18 protein-coding genes are annotated in these 17871 nt (G+C 36.6%); 10 read left to right on the top strand and 8 right to left on the bottom strand.

Annotation, left to right across the window (positions count from 1 at the left end; translation table 11 throughout):
- Nucleotides 1-42: 42 nt before the first annotated feature.
- Together IGL93_RS10220 and IGL93_RS10215 are read left to right on the top strand one after the other, a co-directional pair.
- Nucleotides 43-945, top strand: coding sequence for a diacylglycerol/lipid kinase family protein (locus IGL93_RS10220; RefSeq protein ID WP_010713166.1), 903 nt, complete (start codon nt 43-45; stop codon nt 943-945).
- Between the two features lie 119 nt (nt 946-1064).
- Nucleotides 1065-1799 (top strand): YcjF family protein, encoded by a 735-nt coding sequence (locus tag IGL93_RS10215; RefSeq protein ID WP_002384134.1) that lies wholly within the window; start codon nt 1065-1067, stop codon nt 1797-1799.
- Between the two features lie 283 nt (nt 1800-2082).
- Here the strand turns inward: IGL93_RS10215 and IGL93_RS10210 are convergent, their stop codons facing one another.
- The 6 genes from IGL93_RS10210 to IGL93_RS10185 form a co-directional block, all read right to left on the bottom strand.
- Entirely contained in the window at nt 2083-3792 is a 1710-nt protein-coding gene (locus tag IGL93_RS10210; protein WP_010776044.1) for an ABC transporter permease/substrate binding protein, read from the bottom strand.
- The gene (locus tag IGL93_RS10205; protein WP_002388977.1) at nt 3785-4975 is read right to left on the bottom strand and encodes a quaternary amine ABC transporter ATP-binding protein; all 1191 of its coding nucleotides are present in this window, start codon (nt 4973-4975) and stop codon (nt 3785-3787) included. Before IGL93_RS10205 ends, IGL93_RS10210 begins: the two co-directional genes overlap by 8 nt.
- A gap of 198 nt (nt 4976-5173) precedes the next feature.
- A complete protein-coding gene (locus IGL93_RS10200) occupies nt 5174-5509 on the bottom strand; it encodes a hypothetical protein (RefSeq protein WP_002359589.1) in 336 nt (111 codons plus the stop codon).
- Nucleotides 5506-5715, bottom strand: coding sequence for a helix-turn-helix transcriptional regulator (locus tag IGL93_RS10195; protein ID WP_010776042.1), 210 nt, complete (start codon nt 5713-5715; stop codon nt 5506-5508). Before IGL93_RS10195 ends, IGL93_RS10200 begins: the two co-directional genes overlap by 4 nt.
- 95 nt (nt 5716-5810) lie before the next feature.
- Complete coding sequence (locus tag IGL93_RS10190) at nt 5811-6443, bottom strand: GntR family transcriptional regulator (RefSeq protein WP_002356525.1); 633 nt, start codon at nt 6441-6443, stop codon at nt 5811-5813.
- Nucleotides 6444-6457: 14 nt separating this feature from the next.
- On the bottom strand, nt 6458-8404 hold the full coding sequence (locus tag IGL93_RS10185; RefSeq protein WP_284954679.1) for an ABC-F family ATP-binding cassette domain-containing protein: 1947 nt from the start codon (nt 8402-8404) through the stop codon (nt 6458-6460).
- A 213-nt stretch (nt 8405-8617) separates the two neighbouring features.
- Between IGL93_RS10185 and IGL93_RS10180 the strand changes: the two genes are divergently transcribed.
- Nucleotides 8618-9268, top strand: a complete 651-nt coding sequence (locus tag IGL93_RS10180; protein ID WP_002356528.1) for a redox-sensing transcriptional repressor Rex — start codon at nt 8618-8620, stop codon at nt 9266-9268.
- A 42-nt stretch (nt 9269-9310) separates the two neighbouring features.
- Here the strand turns inward: IGL93_RS10180 and IGL93_RS10175 are convergent, their stop codons facing one another.
- Both IGL93_RS10175 and IGL93_RS10170 read right to left on the bottom strand, forming a co-directional pair.
- Nucleotides 9311-9964 (bottom strand): CPBP family intramembrane glutamic endopeptidase, encoded by a 654-nt coding sequence (locus tag IGL93_RS10175; RefSeq protein WP_002356529.1) that lies wholly within the window; start codon nt 9962-9964, stop codon nt 9311-9313.
- Nucleotides 9965-9982: 18 nt separating this feature from the next.
- Nucleotides 9983-10159, bottom strand: coding sequence for a hypothetical protein (locus tag IGL93_RS10170; RefSeq protein ID WP_002356530.1), 177 nt, complete (start codon nt 10157-10159; stop codon nt 9983-9985).
- Between the two features lie 232 nt (nt 10160-10391).
- Between IGL93_RS10170 and groES the strand changes: the two genes are divergently transcribed.
- From groES to IGL93_RS10135, 7 genes are all read left to right on the top strand, one after another.
- Nucleotides 10392-10676, top strand: coding sequence for a co-chaperone GroES (gene groES / locus IGL93_RS10165; RefSeq protein ID WP_002356531.1), 285 nt, complete (start codon nt 10392-10394; stop codon nt 10674-10676).
- Between the two features lie 57 nt (nt 10677-10733).
- Nucleotides 10734-12359 carry a chaperonin GroEL gene (gene groL / locus IGL93_RS10160; RefSeq protein ID WP_002362559.1) on the top strand — a complete coding sequence of 542 codons (1626 nt, stop codon included), beginning with the start codon at nt 10734-10736 and terminating at the stop codon, nt 12357-12359.
- Between the two features lie 302 nt (nt 12360-12661).
- A complete protein-coding gene (locus IGL93_RS10155; protein WP_010776040.1) occupies nt 12662-13381 on the top strand; it encodes a response regulator transcription factor in 720 nt (239 codons plus the stop codon).
- Between the two features lie 23 nt (nt 13382-13404).
- Nucleotides 13405-14115 (top strand): hypothetical protein, encoded by a 711-nt coding sequence (locus IGL93_RS10150; RefSeq protein WP_010776039.1) that lies wholly within the window; start codon nt 13405-13407, stop codon nt 14113-14115.
- A 16-nt stretch (nt 14116-14131) separates the two neighbouring features.
- The gene (locus tag IGL93_RS10145; RefSeq protein WP_002374218.1) at nt 14132-15679 is read left to right on the top strand and encodes a glucosaminidase domain-containing protein; all 1548 of its coding nucleotides are present in this window, start codon (nt 14132-14134) and stop codon (nt 15677-15679) included.
- 218 nt (nt 15680-15897) lie between these two features.
- The gene (locus IGL93_RS10140; RefSeq protein ID WP_002367164.1) at nt 15898-16308 is read left to right on the top strand and encodes a GtrA family protein; all 411 of its coding nucleotides are present in this window, start codon (nt 15898-15900) and stop codon (nt 16306-16308) included.
- Nucleotides 16309-16385: 77 nt separating this feature from the next.
- On the top strand, nt 16386-17870 hold the full coding sequence (locus IGL93_RS10135) for a nicotinate phosphoribosyltransferase (RefSeq protein ID WP_002356538.1): 1485 nt from the start codon (nt 16386-16388) through the stop codon (nt 17868-17870).
- Nucleotide 17871: the final 1 nt, after the last annotated feature.

Genomic DNA, 17871 nt, shown 5'->3' with positions numbered 1-17871 from the left:
TAAGGAATCAAACGATTTAGATATCAATGAGGAGTGGTGCCAGTGAAAAAAGCAGTTTTAATTGTTAACCCCAGTTCTGGTGGTGAAAAAGCCAAAGAATTTGAAACGTTAGCAGAAGAAAAATTAAAGCAGTTATTTGATGAAGTTGTAGTGAAACAAACAGAAAAAGGCGGCGATGCAGAACAATTTGCCCGTGAAGCTGCGGAAAGTCACTTCGACAGTGTTTTCGTAATGGGGGGAGATGGAACCGTTAATGAAGGAATTAGCGGGTTGGCAGAACAAGCTTACCGCCCGAAATTTGGCTTTTTTCCTTTAGGAACGGTGAACGATTTAGCGCGAGCCTTGAATTTACCGATGGACCCTGAAGAAGCGATTCAACAATTAGATTTAGAAAAAACCAGTGCTTTAGACGTGGGGAAAATCAATGACGACTACTTTATGAATGTCGTTGCAATTGGGACGATTCCAGAGTCAATTAACGACGTGGACGTTGAACAAAAAACGAAGTTAGGAAAACTCGCTTATTTTATTTCAGGTGCCAAACATTTAGCGAATGCTCAAACGTATCCTTTTCATTTAAGCTTGGATCAAAAAGAACAAACCATTGAAAGTAGTACCGTTTTAGTTGGCTTAACGAATTCAATCGGTGGGTTTGAAACATTATTACCAGAGGCCCAAGTGGATGATGGCAAACTTCATTTAGTTTATTTAAAAGATCAATCATTATGGGATGCAGTAAAAGCAGTCCCAGATTTGTTAAAAGGCGTCGACCAGTCCACTGATAATTTAGTTTACCTAACCTTTAAAGAAGGAACAATCTCCTTAGAAAACCAAGAAGAATTAACCACTAATGTGGATGGTGATGAAGGAGCTGCTTTGCCAATTACGCTGGAAATTTTACCTAAACACTTGACGGTGTATTGCGGTGAAGAACAAACAAAATAGCTGATTTTTTGAGAAAAGCTAGAACATTTCTATTTGTTTAAAAAACAGATAAGTTCTGGCTTTTCAAATCATCTAAAAGAGAATCAATCAGGGGCTATGCTATACTTTGTTTCTACATATTGATAGATAAAGGAGTTAATGAGATGAGAAGAAAAAAACATAAAAACAAAAAGAAACAAGAACTTTTTGAAGAGATTGAAAAACAAGAATTAGCAGAACAAGAAACTAAGCAATTGAATGAAGAAATCGAAGACCCAGAATTTCGTTCTTTTTTTCAGGATGTCTTGAAAAAATTTCCACAAAAAACGTCTACGGCCATAATGAATGCTTTCGCAACTTCTAAAGGTAAAGCAGAACAATTAGTGACGAACAGTCAAACACAACTCGACAAAGTATTTGATGAATTTTTGGCTGGTGTTTCACCTGACGTGAAAAAGAAAAGTCATCAAACGATTCATTTTGCTGCATTGTCAGCAGCAATTATTGGGTTTTCGCCAATTCCATTTTCGGATGCTTTTTTACTGGTACCTGTTCAATTAACTATGATGTCACGGCTGCATAAAATTTTTGGTCAGTCTTGGTCTGAAAGCTTAGGGAAAAGTTTAACCAAAGAATTAGTAGTGGTTAGTTTAGGTAAGAGCGCAGTCGGAAATATTCTAAAAGTGATTCCTGTTGTCGGAACTGTGACTGGTGGCATGGTCAATGCTTCAGTTGCGGTAGCAATTACGGAAGCGCTTGGCTGGGTGACCGTCAAAATGTTAAACGATGGTGTTGATATCTTTGATGATGTGATGTCTTTCAAAGGACAATTTTCAACATTATTTAAAGCCATCCAAAATGCTAAAAAGAAATAATCACTGTATCGATTAACTAGGGTGAGACACATTTAAACTTTTTTAAGTAATTCGTAGCAAATTTCCAAGGTTTTCGTCACAAATTATTCACAGGTTCTCGTTAATATATAAGCATACCAACAAAACACCCAACATAAACACTTTTCATTTTTACTCCTCAAGTAAAAATAACTCCTTTCCACTCAGTCTACCCAACTGAGTGGTTTTTTTGGCGAAAAAAGAGGGCGTTGAACAATTTGTTCAACGCCCTCTTTTAATAGATGGGGAAGTCATTTGTTAAGAATTATTTTTTCCATTCTGCTACTTGGTCTTTATGTGAATCAACCCAATCACGTGCAGCTTCTTGTGGGTCTTTGCCTTCGTTAATTTCTAACATGACAGATTCCATATCCTTAGTTGTCCAATGGAAATTATCTAACACTTTGTAAGCTTCTGGTTGATCTTCTTTTAGGCCTTGGCGAGCCATTGTGTGAATCGCTTCTTCGCCGCCCATAGTGCCTTTTGGATCAGCTAAATATTTTAAATCATATTTTGCAAACATCCAGTGAGGAGACCAGCCAGTAATAACGATGTCTTCGTTGTTTTTAATTGCTTGTCCTAAGGCGACAGTCATGGCACCTGATGAAGAAGTTTCAACAGACCAATCTTTCAAATTAGGATAAGCTTCTTTAGTTTTCTCTGCTGCTGCAACAACACCAGCCCCAGGTTCAATTCCAGTAATCTTTTTCCCAGCTTGATCAGATAAATCTTCGATAGAATCAACATCCATATAAGAAGGGACGACAATTCCTAGCTTCGCGCCTTTAAGGTTTTCACCAAGGTCGTCTAATTTATCTTTATATTGTTTATATTGCTCTGCGTGAGTTCCTGGCAGCCACGCACCAACCATGGCATCTGTTTCACCTTTAGCTACAGATTCCCACATAATTGCGTTATCTAAAGGAGTCGTTTTAACATCATATCCCATATCTTTTAAGACTTCGGCAACCACATGTGTGGAGGCTACTTCGGTATCCCATTCCACATAAGAAAGGGAAATTTGCTTATCATTTGTTGTTGTAAAAATTGAAGCACCAACTAAGCCAGCAACAATTACAACAACCGCTGCAATAATCCCATATTTTTTCTTTTTAGAGGTGGCACCAGATGCTTTAGGGGCTGCTTTTTTATTATTTAAATGTTGAGTAAAACGGTCAATGATAATCGCTAAAATAACTAAAGCCACACCATTTACGAAACCGTTCCCGACTTGCGCACGTTGTAAAGCAGAAAGGACGCCACGTCCTAGTCCAGGCGCACCAATCATTGAAGCAATAACTACCATTGATAGGGCTAGCATGGTTGTTTGGTTAACACCAGCCATAATCGTGTTTTTGGCTAAAGGTAATTCTAATTTGAATAATTTTTGCCAGCCAGTACTACCGTAAGAATCAGCTGCTTCAACAAGTTCATTTGGTACTTGTCGAATTCCTAAATTCGTAAAGCGCACGGTTGGTGGTAAAGCGAAGATAACAGAGGCGAAGACCCCAGGAACCATACCAATTCCGAAGAATGCAACGGCTGGAATCAAGTAAACGAAACCAGGCATTGTTTGCATGAAGTCCAAAATCGGTGTAATAATACTCTTGGCTTTTTCGCTTTTCGCCATTAAAATCCCTAGTGGCACACCAATGATAATGGAAATAACACTAGAAAGTAAAACTAACGTAACGGTACTCATTAAATCGTTCCATAAGTTTTGGTTATAGATAAACATTAAGCCGATAAATGTGAATAAACTTAAGCCAATTTTTTTATTAGAAATAAAGAAAGCAGCAATCGTTAATAGCACAATCAGCACAAGTGGTGGTACGGCTGTTAGTAAGGCAGTAATGTTGTCCATTACACTTTGACCAATTGTTTGTAAAAAGCTGAATAATCCAGCAAATGTTGAAGTTAACCAATCAGTAAAACTTTCAACCCAAGACGCGACAGGTAATTGATACTTATTCATGTTCGTTCACCTCTGTTTCTGCAAGTGCTTCAAGTACGCTACCACGGATGACCACGCCTAATAGTTTGCCGTTATCAGTCACAGCAAGAGGCGTTTGTGCATCATAAATCAGTGGGAAAATATCATTCACTAACATATCTTTGTCGATTGTTTGAATTTCTGGATCCACACATTCTACAAGAGAAGTCCCATTTTTACGCGCTTCTAAAGCTTTTTCTGCGCGTACAACGCCTTTTAGTTGGCGTTTTTTATCCACGGCAAGTAACATACTCACTTCTTCTTGACGCATCCGTTTTAAAGCAACAGTTGGGCCATCAATTTCAATGTTAGTAGTTAAAGCAGGTACCATAATATTCTGGGCAGTTAAGACTTTTGAACGATCCACATCTTCCACGAAGGTTCGCACATATTCGTTGGCTGGGTTGGTTAAAATTTCTTCTCCAGTCCCAATTTGCATAATTTGACCATCTTTCATCAAGGCGATCCGGTCGCCGATTCGTAAAGCTTCATTCAAATCATGTGTGATAAAGATAATGGTTTTTTTGACATTTTCTTGTAAATCTAATAGTTCGTCTTGCATTTCACGACGAATTAACGGATCAAGAGCAGAGAACGCTTCGTCCATTAATAAAATTTCTGGATCGTTAGCCAAGGCACGAGCAAGGCCGACACGTTGTTGCATCCCACCAGATAATTGACTTGGTAATTGGTCTTTAAAAGCAATTAAGCTAGAATTTTCTAAGGCTTTTTCAGCTTTTGCTTGGCGTTCTTCTTTAGGAACACCACGAATTTCTAAACCATATTCCGTATTTTCTAAGATAGTTCGATGGGGGAAAAGACCAAAGTTTTGGAAAACCATGCTCATTTTATTTCGACGTACTTCACGTAATCCTTCTTTATCTAAAGAAGAAATATCTTGTCCATCAATATAAATATTTCCTGAAGTTGGTTCAATCAAACGATTTAATAAACGAATTAATGTTGATTTCCCACTTCCTGATAACCCCATAATAACGAAAATTTCGCCTTCTTCAACTTCGAAATTTACATCATAAACACCGACTGTGGCACCCGTTTTTTCTAAAATTTCTGTTTTGCTTTTGTTGGCACGAATCATTTCAAGTGCCGGTTTGGTTTTCTTACCAAAGATTTTGGTAAGGTGATTTACTTTTACTTTTGGCAAATCATTGTTCCTCCTCAATAAAAAAAGTGACTACATCAGACTACTATAAAGTTGTCACTTTGTCAAATTAGATGAAAATCTTTCTGAAAATGAAGAAAAACAGTATTTTAACTAGGTTTTATAGTGGTTTTTTATGAAAAATAGAAATAATAAATAAAAAAAGTGACTATTTACCGCAAGATAAGTAGTCACTTTGTTTTAAATTTCTTGATCAAAGTATTTTAATGAATAGTACTCAATGGGATTTTGAAATAAGTAACCATAAAAAAGAACTTGAACAACAGTGGTTAAAGAAATTTCCGTTTTTAAGTTCAACACAAGCACAGTTGCTAGAGATATACAGATAACAATTCCTAGAATATAGAAATAACGTAAAATCATTTGATTTGCTTTTAAACGGATAACTTGCCAGCGTTCATCATTTTTATATTCAACTTTTTTCTGTTTTTTGAATCGTTCAGTTAAATACATAAAAATCGCTAAGATACACATCGAACTAATTCCTAAAAGTGGTTTCAGTGTTTCAATATTCATTTAGTTTCCTCCTTTTGTTGATAAAATACTTCTGTGACGGGTTTTTTAAAAGCTGCTGCAATATCAAAGGCTAGTTCTAAAGAGGGTGTGTATTTATACTTTTCAATAGAAATAACTGCTTGGCGTGAAATCCCAACTTTTTCTGCTAAATCAGCTTGTGTCCAGTTTTTTTGGGCTCTAAGAACCTTAAGTTTGTTTTTAATCAATGTAACTACCTCGTTTCTAAATGTAACGACTTCGTTACTTTATTTTAGCAATTTGAAAGGAATTTGTCAAAAGAAAAAAAGCTCAAATGAGCTTTTTAAGGATAGAAAAAATTCTGCACTCGTTGTAAGGTTGATTCGTCATGTCCAACAAAATAAAGTGTGTCGTTCAACGAAATCTTTGCATATGGACCAGGTGAGACCAGAAGCTCTTCTTTGTGTTTGATGGCGATAATCGTTGCCGAAGTGTTTTGCCAAAAATTCATTTCGCTAATCGTCGCCTCAAGATAAGCAGCTTCTTCTGTTAAAACTAATGAATAAGGATTCATTGGATTGAAAGAATCAAAACGCTTTGTTTGTTCAACAAGAGTATCTAGAATGCTAGAAAAATGAGTAAGTTCTTCTTTTTGTTTCGCTACGCTATCTAGCAATTCTTCTTTAATTTCAGCAATCGTTTGAACGTCTTGATATTGTGTCACAAAGTCCTGCGCTTTTTCTTTTGATGCCACATAGAAGCCGCTGCCGTGTTTGGCTTTAACGATTTCTAAATCGACTAAAACGATAATGGCTTTGCGGGCTGTTTCTGGCGACACTTGGTATTGGTTAGCTAGGGTGGAACGGGCATGGATTTTATCTCCAACATGTAATTTGCCTTCTGCAATTTTTTCCGCAACATCAACGGCGATTTGTTGATATTTGGGCTTCGTTAAACTGATTTTTTTGGAAGCCATAGTGAATCCCTCCGTTAATTGTTATTTTCCATTTCTTCTAATTCTAAACTGAAATTTTCCCATTGCTCAAGTAGTTCATCTTGTTGCTGACGAGCGTCATCTAATTGTTGGTTTAAAGCCAGCAATTCAACATGATTTTCTAGAATGTCTGGTTGACTCATTTGTGCTTCTAATTGTGCAATTGTCGTATCTAACTGAGCAAGATTTTCTTCGACTTGTGTTATTTTTCTTTGCAAAGTACGGAGTAATTTTTGTTGCTCCTTATTTTGATAAAAAGTATTTTTGGCTGTGACTGGTTCGGGTTTTTTCGCCGCTTCTTCATTAGCTAAGAGGGCAGCGATTTCTTCTTCCTCTTGTTTCTTTTCTAAATAATAATCATAGTCGCCTAAATAAAGTTTGCTGCCTTTTTCAGAAAGCTCAACAACTTTTGTTGCAATTCGATTGATAAAGTAACGGTCATGGGAAACGAAGAGGATGGTTCCTTCATAATCAATCAGCGCATTTTCTAAAACTTCTTTATTATCAATATCCAAGTGGTTGGTTGGCTCATCGAGAATCAAGAAATTGTCACGATCCATCGCTAATTTTGCTAATGCCACACGTGCTTTTTCGCCACCACTTAATAAAGGAATCGTTTTTTCAACATCATCTCCACTGAAGAGAAAGCCACCTAAAATACTTCGAATCTCTTTTTCAGGTGTGGTTGGGTGTTCATCCCATAATTCCGCTAAGACCGTTTTATTGCCATGTAAATTGGCTTGCTCTTGGTCATAGTAACCTACAGAAACATTGGTACCAAAAATTTTACTTCCTTTAATGAAAGGAATGCGGTCAATAATTGATTTCAAGAGAGTGGATTTACCAATTCCGTTCGGTCCGACTAAGGCAATGGCTTCTTTACGACGAATATCCAAGTGAATAGGTTCGGATAAAATATGTTCTGGGTCGTAACCAATGGCGGCATCTTCGACTTGTAAAACAACATTTCCCGAGACTTTTTCACTATCGAAAAGAAAATGCGCCGATTTTTCATCTCCTTGAGGTCGGTCTAAACGGTCCATTTTTTCTAATACTTTTCGGCGACTTTGTGCACGTTTCGTTGTAGATGCACGAACCAGATTTTTGGCAACGAAATCTTCTAACTTATTGATTTCTTCTTGTTGCTTTTCATACGCTTTCCATTCACTGGCTAATTGTTCTGCTTTTAACTCTAAGTATTTGGAATAGTTTCCTTTGTAGTGAGTCATTTTTTTGCGACTCAGTTCATAAACTTCATTAACTACCTTGTCTAAAAAATAACGATCGTGGGAAACAATCAATAGGGCGCCGGCATAGCTTGGCAAATAAGATTCCAGCCAAGAAAGCGTCTTGATATCTAAGTGGTTTGTAGGCTCGTCCAGAATTAAAATATCTGGTTTTTGTAAAAGCATTCTCGCTAATGCAAGCCGGGTTTTTTGACCACCAGATAAGGTTTGAATATCTTTCGTGTAAAAGGATTCATCGAAGCCAAAGCCGTGAAGGACTGAGCGAATTTCATTTTCATAGCCGTAGCCATTTTTTTCAGAAAACGTATGTTGCAATTGATCGTACTCTTTTAAAATTCCTTCATAAACGGAAGTGGTTGGCTCCATTTCACTAATTTTAGTTTCTAATTCTCGCATACGCTGTTCCATTTCTAGGATGTCAGCAAAGGCTTTTGTCATTTCATCCCAAACGGTTTTATCTGATTCTAAGCCGGTATTTTGAGCTAAATAACCTAACGTAGCAGTTTTATTTTTGGCAATGGTTCCGCTATCGGGAGCATCAATGCCTGCAATGATTTTTAAAAAAGTCGATTTTCCAGCACCATTACGACCAACTAAGGCAATCCGACTTTTTGTTGCAATTTCTAAATGTATGTTTTCAAACAATGTTTCCGAGCCAAAATGCCGGGCAACTTGATTTGCTTGTAATAAAATCATCAGTAGTCCTCATTTCTAAATTCATTGCCCTTAGTGTAGCATAAAATCTGCTAAAATAGCACGTATCAAAAAATGCTTTGTGAAGGTTTATACCTTTTATCACAAACTTTTGAAGAAAAATGCTATTTTTGAGCCATAGAATTGCTTTTTATTGTGAAAAACTGCTATTATGTTAATGGATAAGATTTAAGTGAAAGTATTGGAGGTCCAATTGTGAAAGATCAAGTTATTCCAAAAGCAACGGCGCGACGCCTTCCTTTATATTATCGCTACTTAAGAATGTTACATGATACAGGAAAAAATAAAGTCTCATCAACTGAATTAAGTGAAGCGGTACAAGTAGACAGTGCGACTATTCGTCGTGACTTTTCATATTTTGGTGAATTAGGTAAACGTGGGTACGGCTATGATGTTGAAAACTTAATGAACTTTTTTGCAAAAACATTGAATGAAGATGAGTTAACCAATGTCGCATTAATCGGGGTTGGTAATTTAGGAAGTGCTTTATTAAAGTACAAATTCCATCAAAGCAACAGTATTCGTGTAAGTTGCGCATTTGATGTGAATGAAGATATTGTGGGACGCATTGTTGACGGTATTCCAGTTTATCCAATGGAAGATATGATGGAACAAATCCGTGTTCAACAAATCGAAGTAGCTATTTTAACTATTCCAGCTCGCAAAGCACAAGAAGTTGTAAACAAACTTGCCGAAGCAGGGGTTAAAGGAATTCTAAACTTTACGGCTGCGCGTTTAGTAGCGCCACCTGAAGTATTAATTCAAAATGTTGACTTAACCAACGAATTACAAACATTAATTTATTTCTTACATCATGACAACGAATTGATTGACGAAGAAGAATAAGCAAAAGAAAAGGGCCTAGTCGTTTAGACGAAGGCCCTTTTCTTATTGAATTGCACCATTATGCAAAAGTAGTTGAACAATAATCACAATCGTATTCATGCCGCAATGGGCAATAATTGAGGTCCAAATTTTTCCAGTTTGCTTGTACAAAAGAGCAAAGAAAAATCCCATAAAGAAATAAACAAAAAAGTGACCATCGGCATGTGCGAGTGAAAAAATCGCCGAACTAACAGTAGCCGCAATCCAGAAATTTGTAAAAGGCTGGATTAAATGGATAAATGCATAACGAAAGACGAATTCTTCCATAATCGGACCACCGATAGTAGTTGCCAAAATAAATAAAGGATTTGCCAAAATCACCGCTACAATAGCTTGCGTATTTTGAGAAGTAGCTTGTTCTCCTGTGATGGCTACTTCAATGGCAAAAGTAACCCCTTGAATCAGCATGGCAATGAAAATCCCACTAACACCTAGTAAAAAAATAAAAATAGGTGATTTCAAGGTTGCGGTTTCCTCTAAAGGAGAAGGTTCTGTTGTTTTTAAAAAGATGCCAATCATTACAAGGGCGCCAATAATGTAGAGAGCAGTTGTCACATTAATCGCTGCATTGGGGGAAATACCCGAAAAAAGTAACGGCCCGAAAAAAGCGATAATGTATGTGACTAAAATAAATAAACTTGATTTTCTTAAGGTCATGGTTAATCCTTTCTATAATTATTTTTTACGATTATTGCGATATCCTAATAAAAGAAAAACGAATAAGAAAAAGAAAAGAGATTCCCAAAGTGTCGAAACAATTCCTTCTGTGACACTGAAAACAAGATTTCCTAAATTCGCTATCACAAAATAAACGAATGTTGCTATTAGTGCTGTAAGTAAACGTTGTTTCATTTTATTCGCCTCCAATCGTAGTCAATTTATTTTACCATGAATTAAAGGATTGGAAAAACATTCCATGAAAAAAGAATACGCAATAAAAAATGCGTATCTTATAATTGACAAGAAAAAGAGAGAAAAGACTTGCATTTTTAGAGTGAAATGAGTATTATAAATAGTGTGAGTTAGCACTCTTGTGTATCGAGTGCTAAAATAAGCGAAAACTTTTTATTTGGAGGGATTTATTGTGTTAAAACCATTAGGCGATCGCGTCGTAATTAGAGTCGCGAAAGAAGAAGAAAAAACTGTTGGAGGAATTGTTCTTGCATCCGTTGCAAAAGAAAAACCACAAACAGGTGAAGTTATCGCAGTAGGTGAAGGTCGTGTGCTTGAAAATGGCACAAAAGTTCCGATGGAAGTAAAAATTGGTGACACAGTAATGTTTGAAAAATATTCAGGAACAGAAGTGAAATACGAAGGCGTAGAATACTTAATTGTATCAGCCAAAGACATTATTGCCACTGTTGAATAATAAACAACTTTTACAGAATAATATAATAGAAGAAAAAAATTATGAGGTGAAGAAATCATGGCAAAAGAGATTAAATTTGCAGAAGATGCACGTGCAGCAATGCTACGCGGAGTAGATGTATTAGCAGATACAGTGAAAGTGACATTAGGCCCTAAAGGTCGTAACGTTGTTTTAGAAAAATCATTTGGTTCACCATTGATTACTAACGATGGGGTAACAATTGCTAAGGAAATTGAATTAGAAGATCATTTTGAAAACATGGGCGCAAAATTAGTTTCAGAAGTTGCTTCTAAAACGAATGATATTGCTGGTGACGGAACAACAACAGCGACTGTTTTGACACAAGCCATTGTTCGTGAAGGCTTAAAAAACGTAACTGCTGGAGCTAACCCATTAGGTATTCGTCGTGGGATTGAATTAGCAACAAAAACAGCAGTAGAAGAATTACACAATATTTCATCTGTAGTTGATTCAAAAGAAGCGATTGCACAAGTCGCTGCTGTTTCATCAGGTTCTGAAAAAGTCGGCCAATTAATTGCTGATGCAATGGAAAAAGTTGGTAACGACGGCGTAATTACCATTGAAGAATCAAAAGGGATTGAAACAGAATTAGATGTGGTTGAAGGAATGCAATTCGACCGCGGTTATTTATCTCAATACATGGTTACTGACAACGATAAAATGGAAGCTGTTTTAGAAAATCCATATATCTTAATTACCGACAAAAAAATCTCAAATATTCAAGATATCTTACCTTTATTAGAACAAATTCTACAACAAAGCCGTCCACTATTGATCATTGCGGATGATGTTGATGGAGAAGCTCTACCAACATTAGTATTGAACAAAATCCGTGGTACATTTAATGTTGTCGCAGTAAAAGCGCCAGGATTTGGTGACCGCCGCAAAGCGATGCTTGAAGATATTGCTATTTTAACAGGTGGTACAGTAATCACTGACGACTTAGGGTTAGAGTTAAAAGACACAACCATTGAAAACTTAGGAAATGCTAGCAAAGTAGTTGTCGACAAAGATAACACAACAATTGTTGAAGGTGCTGGTTCAAAAGAAGCCATTGATGCCCGCGTTCATTTAATTAAAAACCAAATCGGCGAAACAACGTCTGATTTTGATCGTGAAAAATTACAAGAACGTTTAGCTAAATTAGCTGGCGGGGTTGCTGTCGTTAAAGTCGGTGCTGCAACTGAAACAGAATTAAAAGAATTAAAATTACGAATTGAAGATGCGTTAAACGCAACACGTGCCGCTGTAGAAGAAGGCATGGTTTCTGGTGGTGGTACCGCACTGGTCAATGTAATTGGTAAAGTCGCTGCGCTAGAAGCTGAAGGCGATGTGGCAACAGGGATCAAGATTGTCGTTCGTGCATTAGAAGAACCAATCCGTCAAATCGCTGAAAATGCTGGTTATGAAGGATCAGTGATTGTTGACAAACTAAAAAATGTTGACTTAGGTATCGGATTCAATGCAGCTAACGGTGAATGGGTAAACATGGTTGAAGCCGGTATTGTTGACCCAACAAAAGTAACTCGTTCTGCCTTACAAAATGCAGCTTCTGTGTCAGCTTTATTATTAACAACCGAAGCAGTTGTTGCAGACAAACCAGAACCAGCTGCACCAGCTCCTATGATGGATCCATCAATGGGCATGGGCGGTATGATGTAAAAATAAAAAAGTATTCTAAAAGCTTACGATTGAAAAATCGTAAGCTTTTTTTTACATAAAGAATAAATAATCTAAATAATATCTTTACTTGTAGTGTTTTCTCAAATATTTACTCATTTAACAAAAAAGATGATAATTTAAAGGCCTCGTTTTAGCTAGACAGCCTTGTTTTTATTCGATAAAATTTAGTAATAACAATCATTTTTTGAAAACTAGTAGTTGGTAATTTTTATTTATTAATAGAATATAAATAAAAATTATTATATTTTGAAGGGGAATATTAGGAAGATTGAGGTGGAAAAATGGAAAAATATACAATTGGTGTCGTTCCTTTGACAATTGAAACAAAAGAATACTGTCAAAATTGGTTTGTTAGTAATCAAGTAGAATGTCAGATCATCCAAGGAACAAATATACTTCTTCATTTGCACCATATTGATGGATTAGTGATTGAAGTTACTGACCACCAGCAAGTAAATACTTGTTGTGAGTTATTAATGACAATTCGCAAGCAGTCAGACTTGCCAATTTGGTTATTTTCTCGGACAGAAGCAATTAGTAAAGTCAATCGAATTATTTATTTACAATTAGGCGCAGATGGCGTTTTTGATCATTCTTATGATCGCCAAGAATGCGTGTTAAGCATGAGTAATTTATTGCAACGTGTAAAAAGACGTTTTTATCCTAAATTAGTTAGTGCAAACGAGGAACATACAGTTACTAAGAATCTTTCTGAGAAATTGTATTTAATTGCGCCAAACTTAAGTGTTTGCTTGGGAAGTGGAGAAGAAATTCTTTTAACAAAATTGGAATTTTTCACAATAGAGTATTTATACAAACACGCAGGACAAACAATTACATATGAAGAACTCTACAAAAATGTCTGGAAAGATACTGCGAATGAACGAAAATATCGTGTCGCTAATGTGATTTTCCATTTGCGTAAAAAAATTGAACAAGATGTGAACAAACCACAATATATCAAAACAATTCGCTCAAAAGGCTATATGTTAACGGTGTAAAAGGTACGAAGGAGGAGAAACAAATGTGGCAATTTTTGACTAAAAACAATGAAGATGAGGAGTATGAGAAGATGCCGGATTTCGAAAATGAACAATCGGGGAAAGCACAACCAAAGGTAACAGAGGAAGCAATCTTTGATGACGAGGTCGTTTATGCAAAAGAGCAAGCCGCAAAAGTAAAACAGGTCCAGCAACAAGTGCCGACTGAACTGTCAGAAGAGTCATTTTCTTTTGCTGAAAAACTAGAAGAAGAAAATCAACTATATCAGCAATCCATAAAAAAACTAACGGAGCAATTATTAATGCAAACCAATGAAGTGGAAGCATTACAAAAACAAGTAGTCGAAAAAGATGTTCAACTTAAAGATGTTAAAGAAACGTTAAGTGATAAAGAAGCAACTATCACTTCTTTACAGAAACAATTGTCTGAAGCAAAGATACAACAGAAACAGACTAGCGAAGAGAACTTAGACACAGCCGTTACGCTTTCTCAAAAAGAAATTGGCGAAGTCTTATTAGAAGCCAAACGTCAAGCAAAAGAAACAATTGCCCAAGCTAACCAACAAGTTGCAACAGTTCATGAAGAGATGGAACAACGTTTAGCAACTTTAACACGCATGAAGCAAGTGGCAAGAGAGTACCAAGCTTATTGTGAACAAATGCTAACCATCAAGAATGAATCAACAGGAATGTACCAACAGATAGAGCAATTATTAGCAGAAATAAAGAGGTAAATGAAGGAGAAATGCGATGAAAAAAAGAAAGGCAAGATATTTGAAGTTGGTATGTCTTGGAGTCTTAGGGACTTATGCTGGCGCCAGTTACTACAATTCGGAACCATTAATCGCTCAAGAGGAGACCGAAACGAGTCACGAAAACCGACAGCTAGTGCTGGAAGAAAAAAGAGCGGACCAAGTCAATCAAGACCAAGGAACTCTTACTTCTTCAACGCTGAACGAAACAGTAATAAGTTCGTCTGAACAACAAGAAAGTTCAATACAAGATGACAGCAGTGACCATCAGGAAAATAATGTGGAACCTTCAGAATCTGAAAATAGTTTACCGCCACAAGAAAAGCCAATTGCTAGTACTAAACCAACCGAATCGTTACAAAATGAGCAACCAGTATCTGAAGAGCGTAAAGCGCTCACTGAGAAGTCACCTCATAATCAGGAACCACAAAATTCTACATTAACTGAAAAGACCAAAGAGCCGTTGGTACATTCAGAGATAGACAATAGTCAAGAAAAGGAAAAGCAAGCAGGAATTCAACAACAAGCCGAGGCAAATTTTGTTGTTCAAGAGAATGCTTCTACTTCTGAGTTTATTAGAAAAATCGGTGAAGAAGCACGAGTTATTGGTCAGCGGCATGATCTATACGCTTCTGTCATGATAGCTCAAGCTATTTTAGAGAGTGGCTCGGGTAATAGTGCGTTAGCGGCGCCGCCAAATTATAATTTGTTTGGCATTAAAGGCGCTTATCAAGGTCAAAGTGTCAGCTTTCCCACACAAGAAGATGATGGTAAAGGGAAGATGACCACCATTCATGCCGATTTTCGTCAGTATCCTTCCTATAAAGAGTCATTAACAGACTATAGTAAATTAATCATCAATGGGCTGGCGGGGAATCCGACGTTTTATCACGGCGTTTTGAAAGCAAACACGACGAATTATCAGCAGGCAACAAAATTTTTGACAGGTCGTTATGCAACGGATACATATTACGATAAAAAATTAAACGCGTTGATTGAAACCTATCAATTAACTGAATACGATCAAGAAAAGAAGAAACCAGTAGTGACTAATTTGGCAGAAGAAAAGAAACCTTCGTTTGATAAGGAAGCAGTCAAAGAACAGCTAAAAAAAGAAGCAGTCATCTATGAAGTAAGCAAAGGAGATTCTCTCGCCACCATTAGCCAGACGTTTGGTGTGTCAGCAACAGCCATTTTAAAACAAAATTCAAAGACTCAAGAAATGTTTTATATTGGCCAAAAAATCACGATTCCTCAGCATACAGCGGCGACTTCTCTAGAACCGAAAGAACAAGCGTTACTTCAATCACTAATAATCAGTAAATCGGTGACTAATGCTTTGGAAACAGCAGAGCAATCAAATGGTACAGCGAATGACTCAAAAACAGAGTCTACTGAGTATTATGAAGTAAAAAGAGGAGAGACACTCGCAAAAATTGCTAAAAAAACGGGCTATTCCTTAACCGCACTCAAGCAGGCAAATGACTTAACGTATTCTGTATTAACCGAAGGACAAACGATAGCACTTCCTAAGCTAAAGGACTAATGCTGATTTAACTTATTGGTTGATGGAGTCATATATTATTAGACGAAGAGAAGAGGAGAAGTTCATCCATGGATGAACTTCTCCTCTTCTCTTACTATGTTTTTCATAAATACCTTAATAAATAGTAAAATTAGCAAGAGAATTGTGTCTTTACACAAAATAGATAGGTTTTCTTGCCGAAGTTTGATAAAATGATTAGTTGAAAGGATGCGTGAAAATTGAAAGAATTATTTCGTAAATACCGAGAAGTACTGGCTTATTTATTTTTTGGTGGTGCAACGACGGTCGTCAACTTAGTTGTGTTTTTTGTTTGTCAAAACGTGTTAGGGCTGGATTACAAGATAAGTAACGCAATTAGTTGGTTTTTATCTGTTCTATTTGCCTTTTTCACGAATAAATATTGGGTATTCGCAAGTAAGCATGAAAGCATAGCTGGTTTTTTTAAAGAAATGGGCTTATTTTATTGGTACCGAATTTTATCTTTTGTGGCCGATATGGGTTTAATGATTCTCCTAATTGATGGTATTCATTTTTCATCGTTTTGGGCGAAAATGATTACACAAGTTGTAGTAGTGATTTTAAATTATTTCTTCAGTAAATTTTTCATTTTTAAAGAAAAAGAGGTCTAAGCAGATTTTAGGCTAAAAAAAATTTTTTTGTTATAATATAAACAAGTTTTTAATACAAAGAATAGAGGTAGAAAACGATGGACTATACATATGCAGATGATAGTTTGACATTGCATACAGATATGTATCAAATCAATATGATGCAAACATACTGGGAATTAGGGAGAGCAGATTTACATGCTGTTTTTGAATGTTACTTTAGAGAGATGCCCTTTAATCATGGCTACGCAATTTTTGCAGGTTTAGAACGTTTAGTCAATTATCTCGAAAATTTAACGTTCACAGAATCTGATATTGCATATCTCCGAGAAGTTGAAGAATATCCAGAAGATTTCTTGACGTATTTAGCAAATTTTGAATTTAAATGTACTGTACGCTCTGCTTTAGAAGGGGATTTGGTTTTTAATAACGAACCGTTAATTCAAATTGAAGGTCCTTTGGCACAATGTCAATTGGTAGAAACTGCCTTGCTAAATATGGTGAATTTCCAAACATTAATTGCGACAAAAGCGGCTCGAATTAAATCCGTGATAGGCGATGATCCTTTATTGGAATTTGGAACACGCCGGGCACAAGAATTAGATGCTGCCATTTGGGGCACAAGAGCCGCCTATATTGGTGGGGCGGACGCGACAAGTAATGTTCGTGCTGGTAAAATTTTTGGTATTCCGGTTAGTGGGACTCATGCCCATTCATTGGTTCAGTCGTATGGAAATGATTATGAAGCATTCATGGCGTATGCCAAAACACATCGGGATTGCGTTTTCCTTGTTGATACGTATGATACTTTGAAAGCGGGAGTGCCAAGCGCAATTCGAGTAGCTCGAGAAATGGGGGATAAAATTAATTTCCTAGGTGTGCGGATTGATAGTGGCGATATGGCTTATATTTCTAAACGAGTTCGTGAACAACTGGACGAAGCAGGCTTTACTGAAGCAAAAATTTATGCATCGAACGATTTAGATGAAAATACGATTTTGAATCTAAAAATGCAAAAATCAAAAATTGATGTATGGGGCGTGGGTACCAAGCTGATTACGGCCTATGATCAACCGGCTTTAGGAGCGGTGTTTAAATTAGTTTCAATTGAAGGTGAAGATGGTCAAATGAAAGATACCATTAAACTATCTAGCAATGCTGAAAAAGTGACAACACCAGGAAAAAAACAAGTTTGGCGTATTACACGTAAATCTGATAAAAAGTCAGAAGGGGACTATGTGACACTTTGGAACGAAGATCCTCGCCAAGAAGAAGAAATTTATATGTTCCATCCCGTTCATACCTTTATTAATAAGTATGTCCGTGATTTTGAAGCACGGCCAGTACTCCAAGATATTTTCGTTGAAGGAAAACGTGTGTACGAATTACCAACTTTAGATGAAATTAAACAGTATGCAAAAGAAAATTTAGATTCACTTTGGGAAGAATACAAGCGGGACTTGAATCCGCAGAAATATCCAGTGGACCTTTCAACAGATTGTTGGAACCACAAAATGAATTTATTGGAAAAAGTGCGTAAAGACGTTAAACATTTAACGGAAACGGTGAATAAGGAGGCCTAGA

It is taken from the genome of Enterococcus sp. DIV1328a (assembly GCF_050536905.1).
In the GTDB taxonomy this organism is placed as follows: domain Bacteria; phylum Bacillota; class Bacilli; order Lactobacillales; family Enterococcaceae; genus Enterococcus; species Enterococcus faecalis.
The sequence above is the reverse complement of the archived record's forward strand: the minus strand, read 5'-3'. Positions and strand labels throughout refer to the sequence as shown.

Bases quoted from the DNA above. Each gene is read 5' to 3' on its own strand.
- IGL93_RS10170 (WP_002356530.1), bottom strand. From the start codon at position 10,159: ATGAAACAACGTTTACTTACAGCACTAATAGCAACATTCGTTTATTTT.
- IGL93_RS10150 (WP_010776039.1), top strand. From the start codon at position 13,405: ATGTGGCAATTTTTGACTAAAAACAATGAAGATGAGGAGTATGAGAAG.
- IGL93_RS10175 (WP_002356529.1), bottom strand. From the start codon at position 9,964: ATGACCTTAAGAAAATCAAGTTTATTTATTTTAGTCACATACATTATC.
- groL (WP_002362559.1), top strand. From the start codon at position 10,734: ATGGCAAAAGAGATTAAATTTGCAGAAGATGCACGTGCAGCAATGCTA.
- IGL93_RS10190 (WP_002356525.1), bottom strand. From the start codon at position 6,443: ATGGCTTCCAAAAAAATCAGTTTAACGAAGCCCAAATATCAACAAATC.
- IGL93_RS10200 (WP_002359589.1), bottom strand. From the start codon at position 5,509: ATGAATATTGAAACACTGAAACCACTTTTAGGAATTAGTTCGATGTGT.
- IGL93_RS10155 (WP_010776040.1), top strand. From the start codon at position 12,662: ATGGAAAAATATACAATTGGTGTCGTTCCTTTGACAATTGAAACAAAA.
- IGL93_RS10185 (WP_284954679.1), bottom strand. From the start codon at position 8,404: ATGATTTTATTACAAGCAAATCAAGTTGCCCGGCATTTTGGCTCGGAA.
- IGL93_RS10135 (WP_002356538.1), top strand. From the start codon at position 16,386: ATGGACTATACATATGCAGATGATAGTTTGACATTGCATACAGATATG.
- IGL93_RS10210 (WP_010776044.1), bottom strand. From the start codon at position 3,792: ATGAATAAGTATCAATTACCTGTCGCGTCTTGGGTTGAAAGTTTTACT.
- IGL93_RS10145 (WP_002374218.1), top strand. From the start codon at position 14,132: ATGAAAAAAAGAAAGGCAAGATATTTGAAGTTGGTATGTCTTGGAGTC.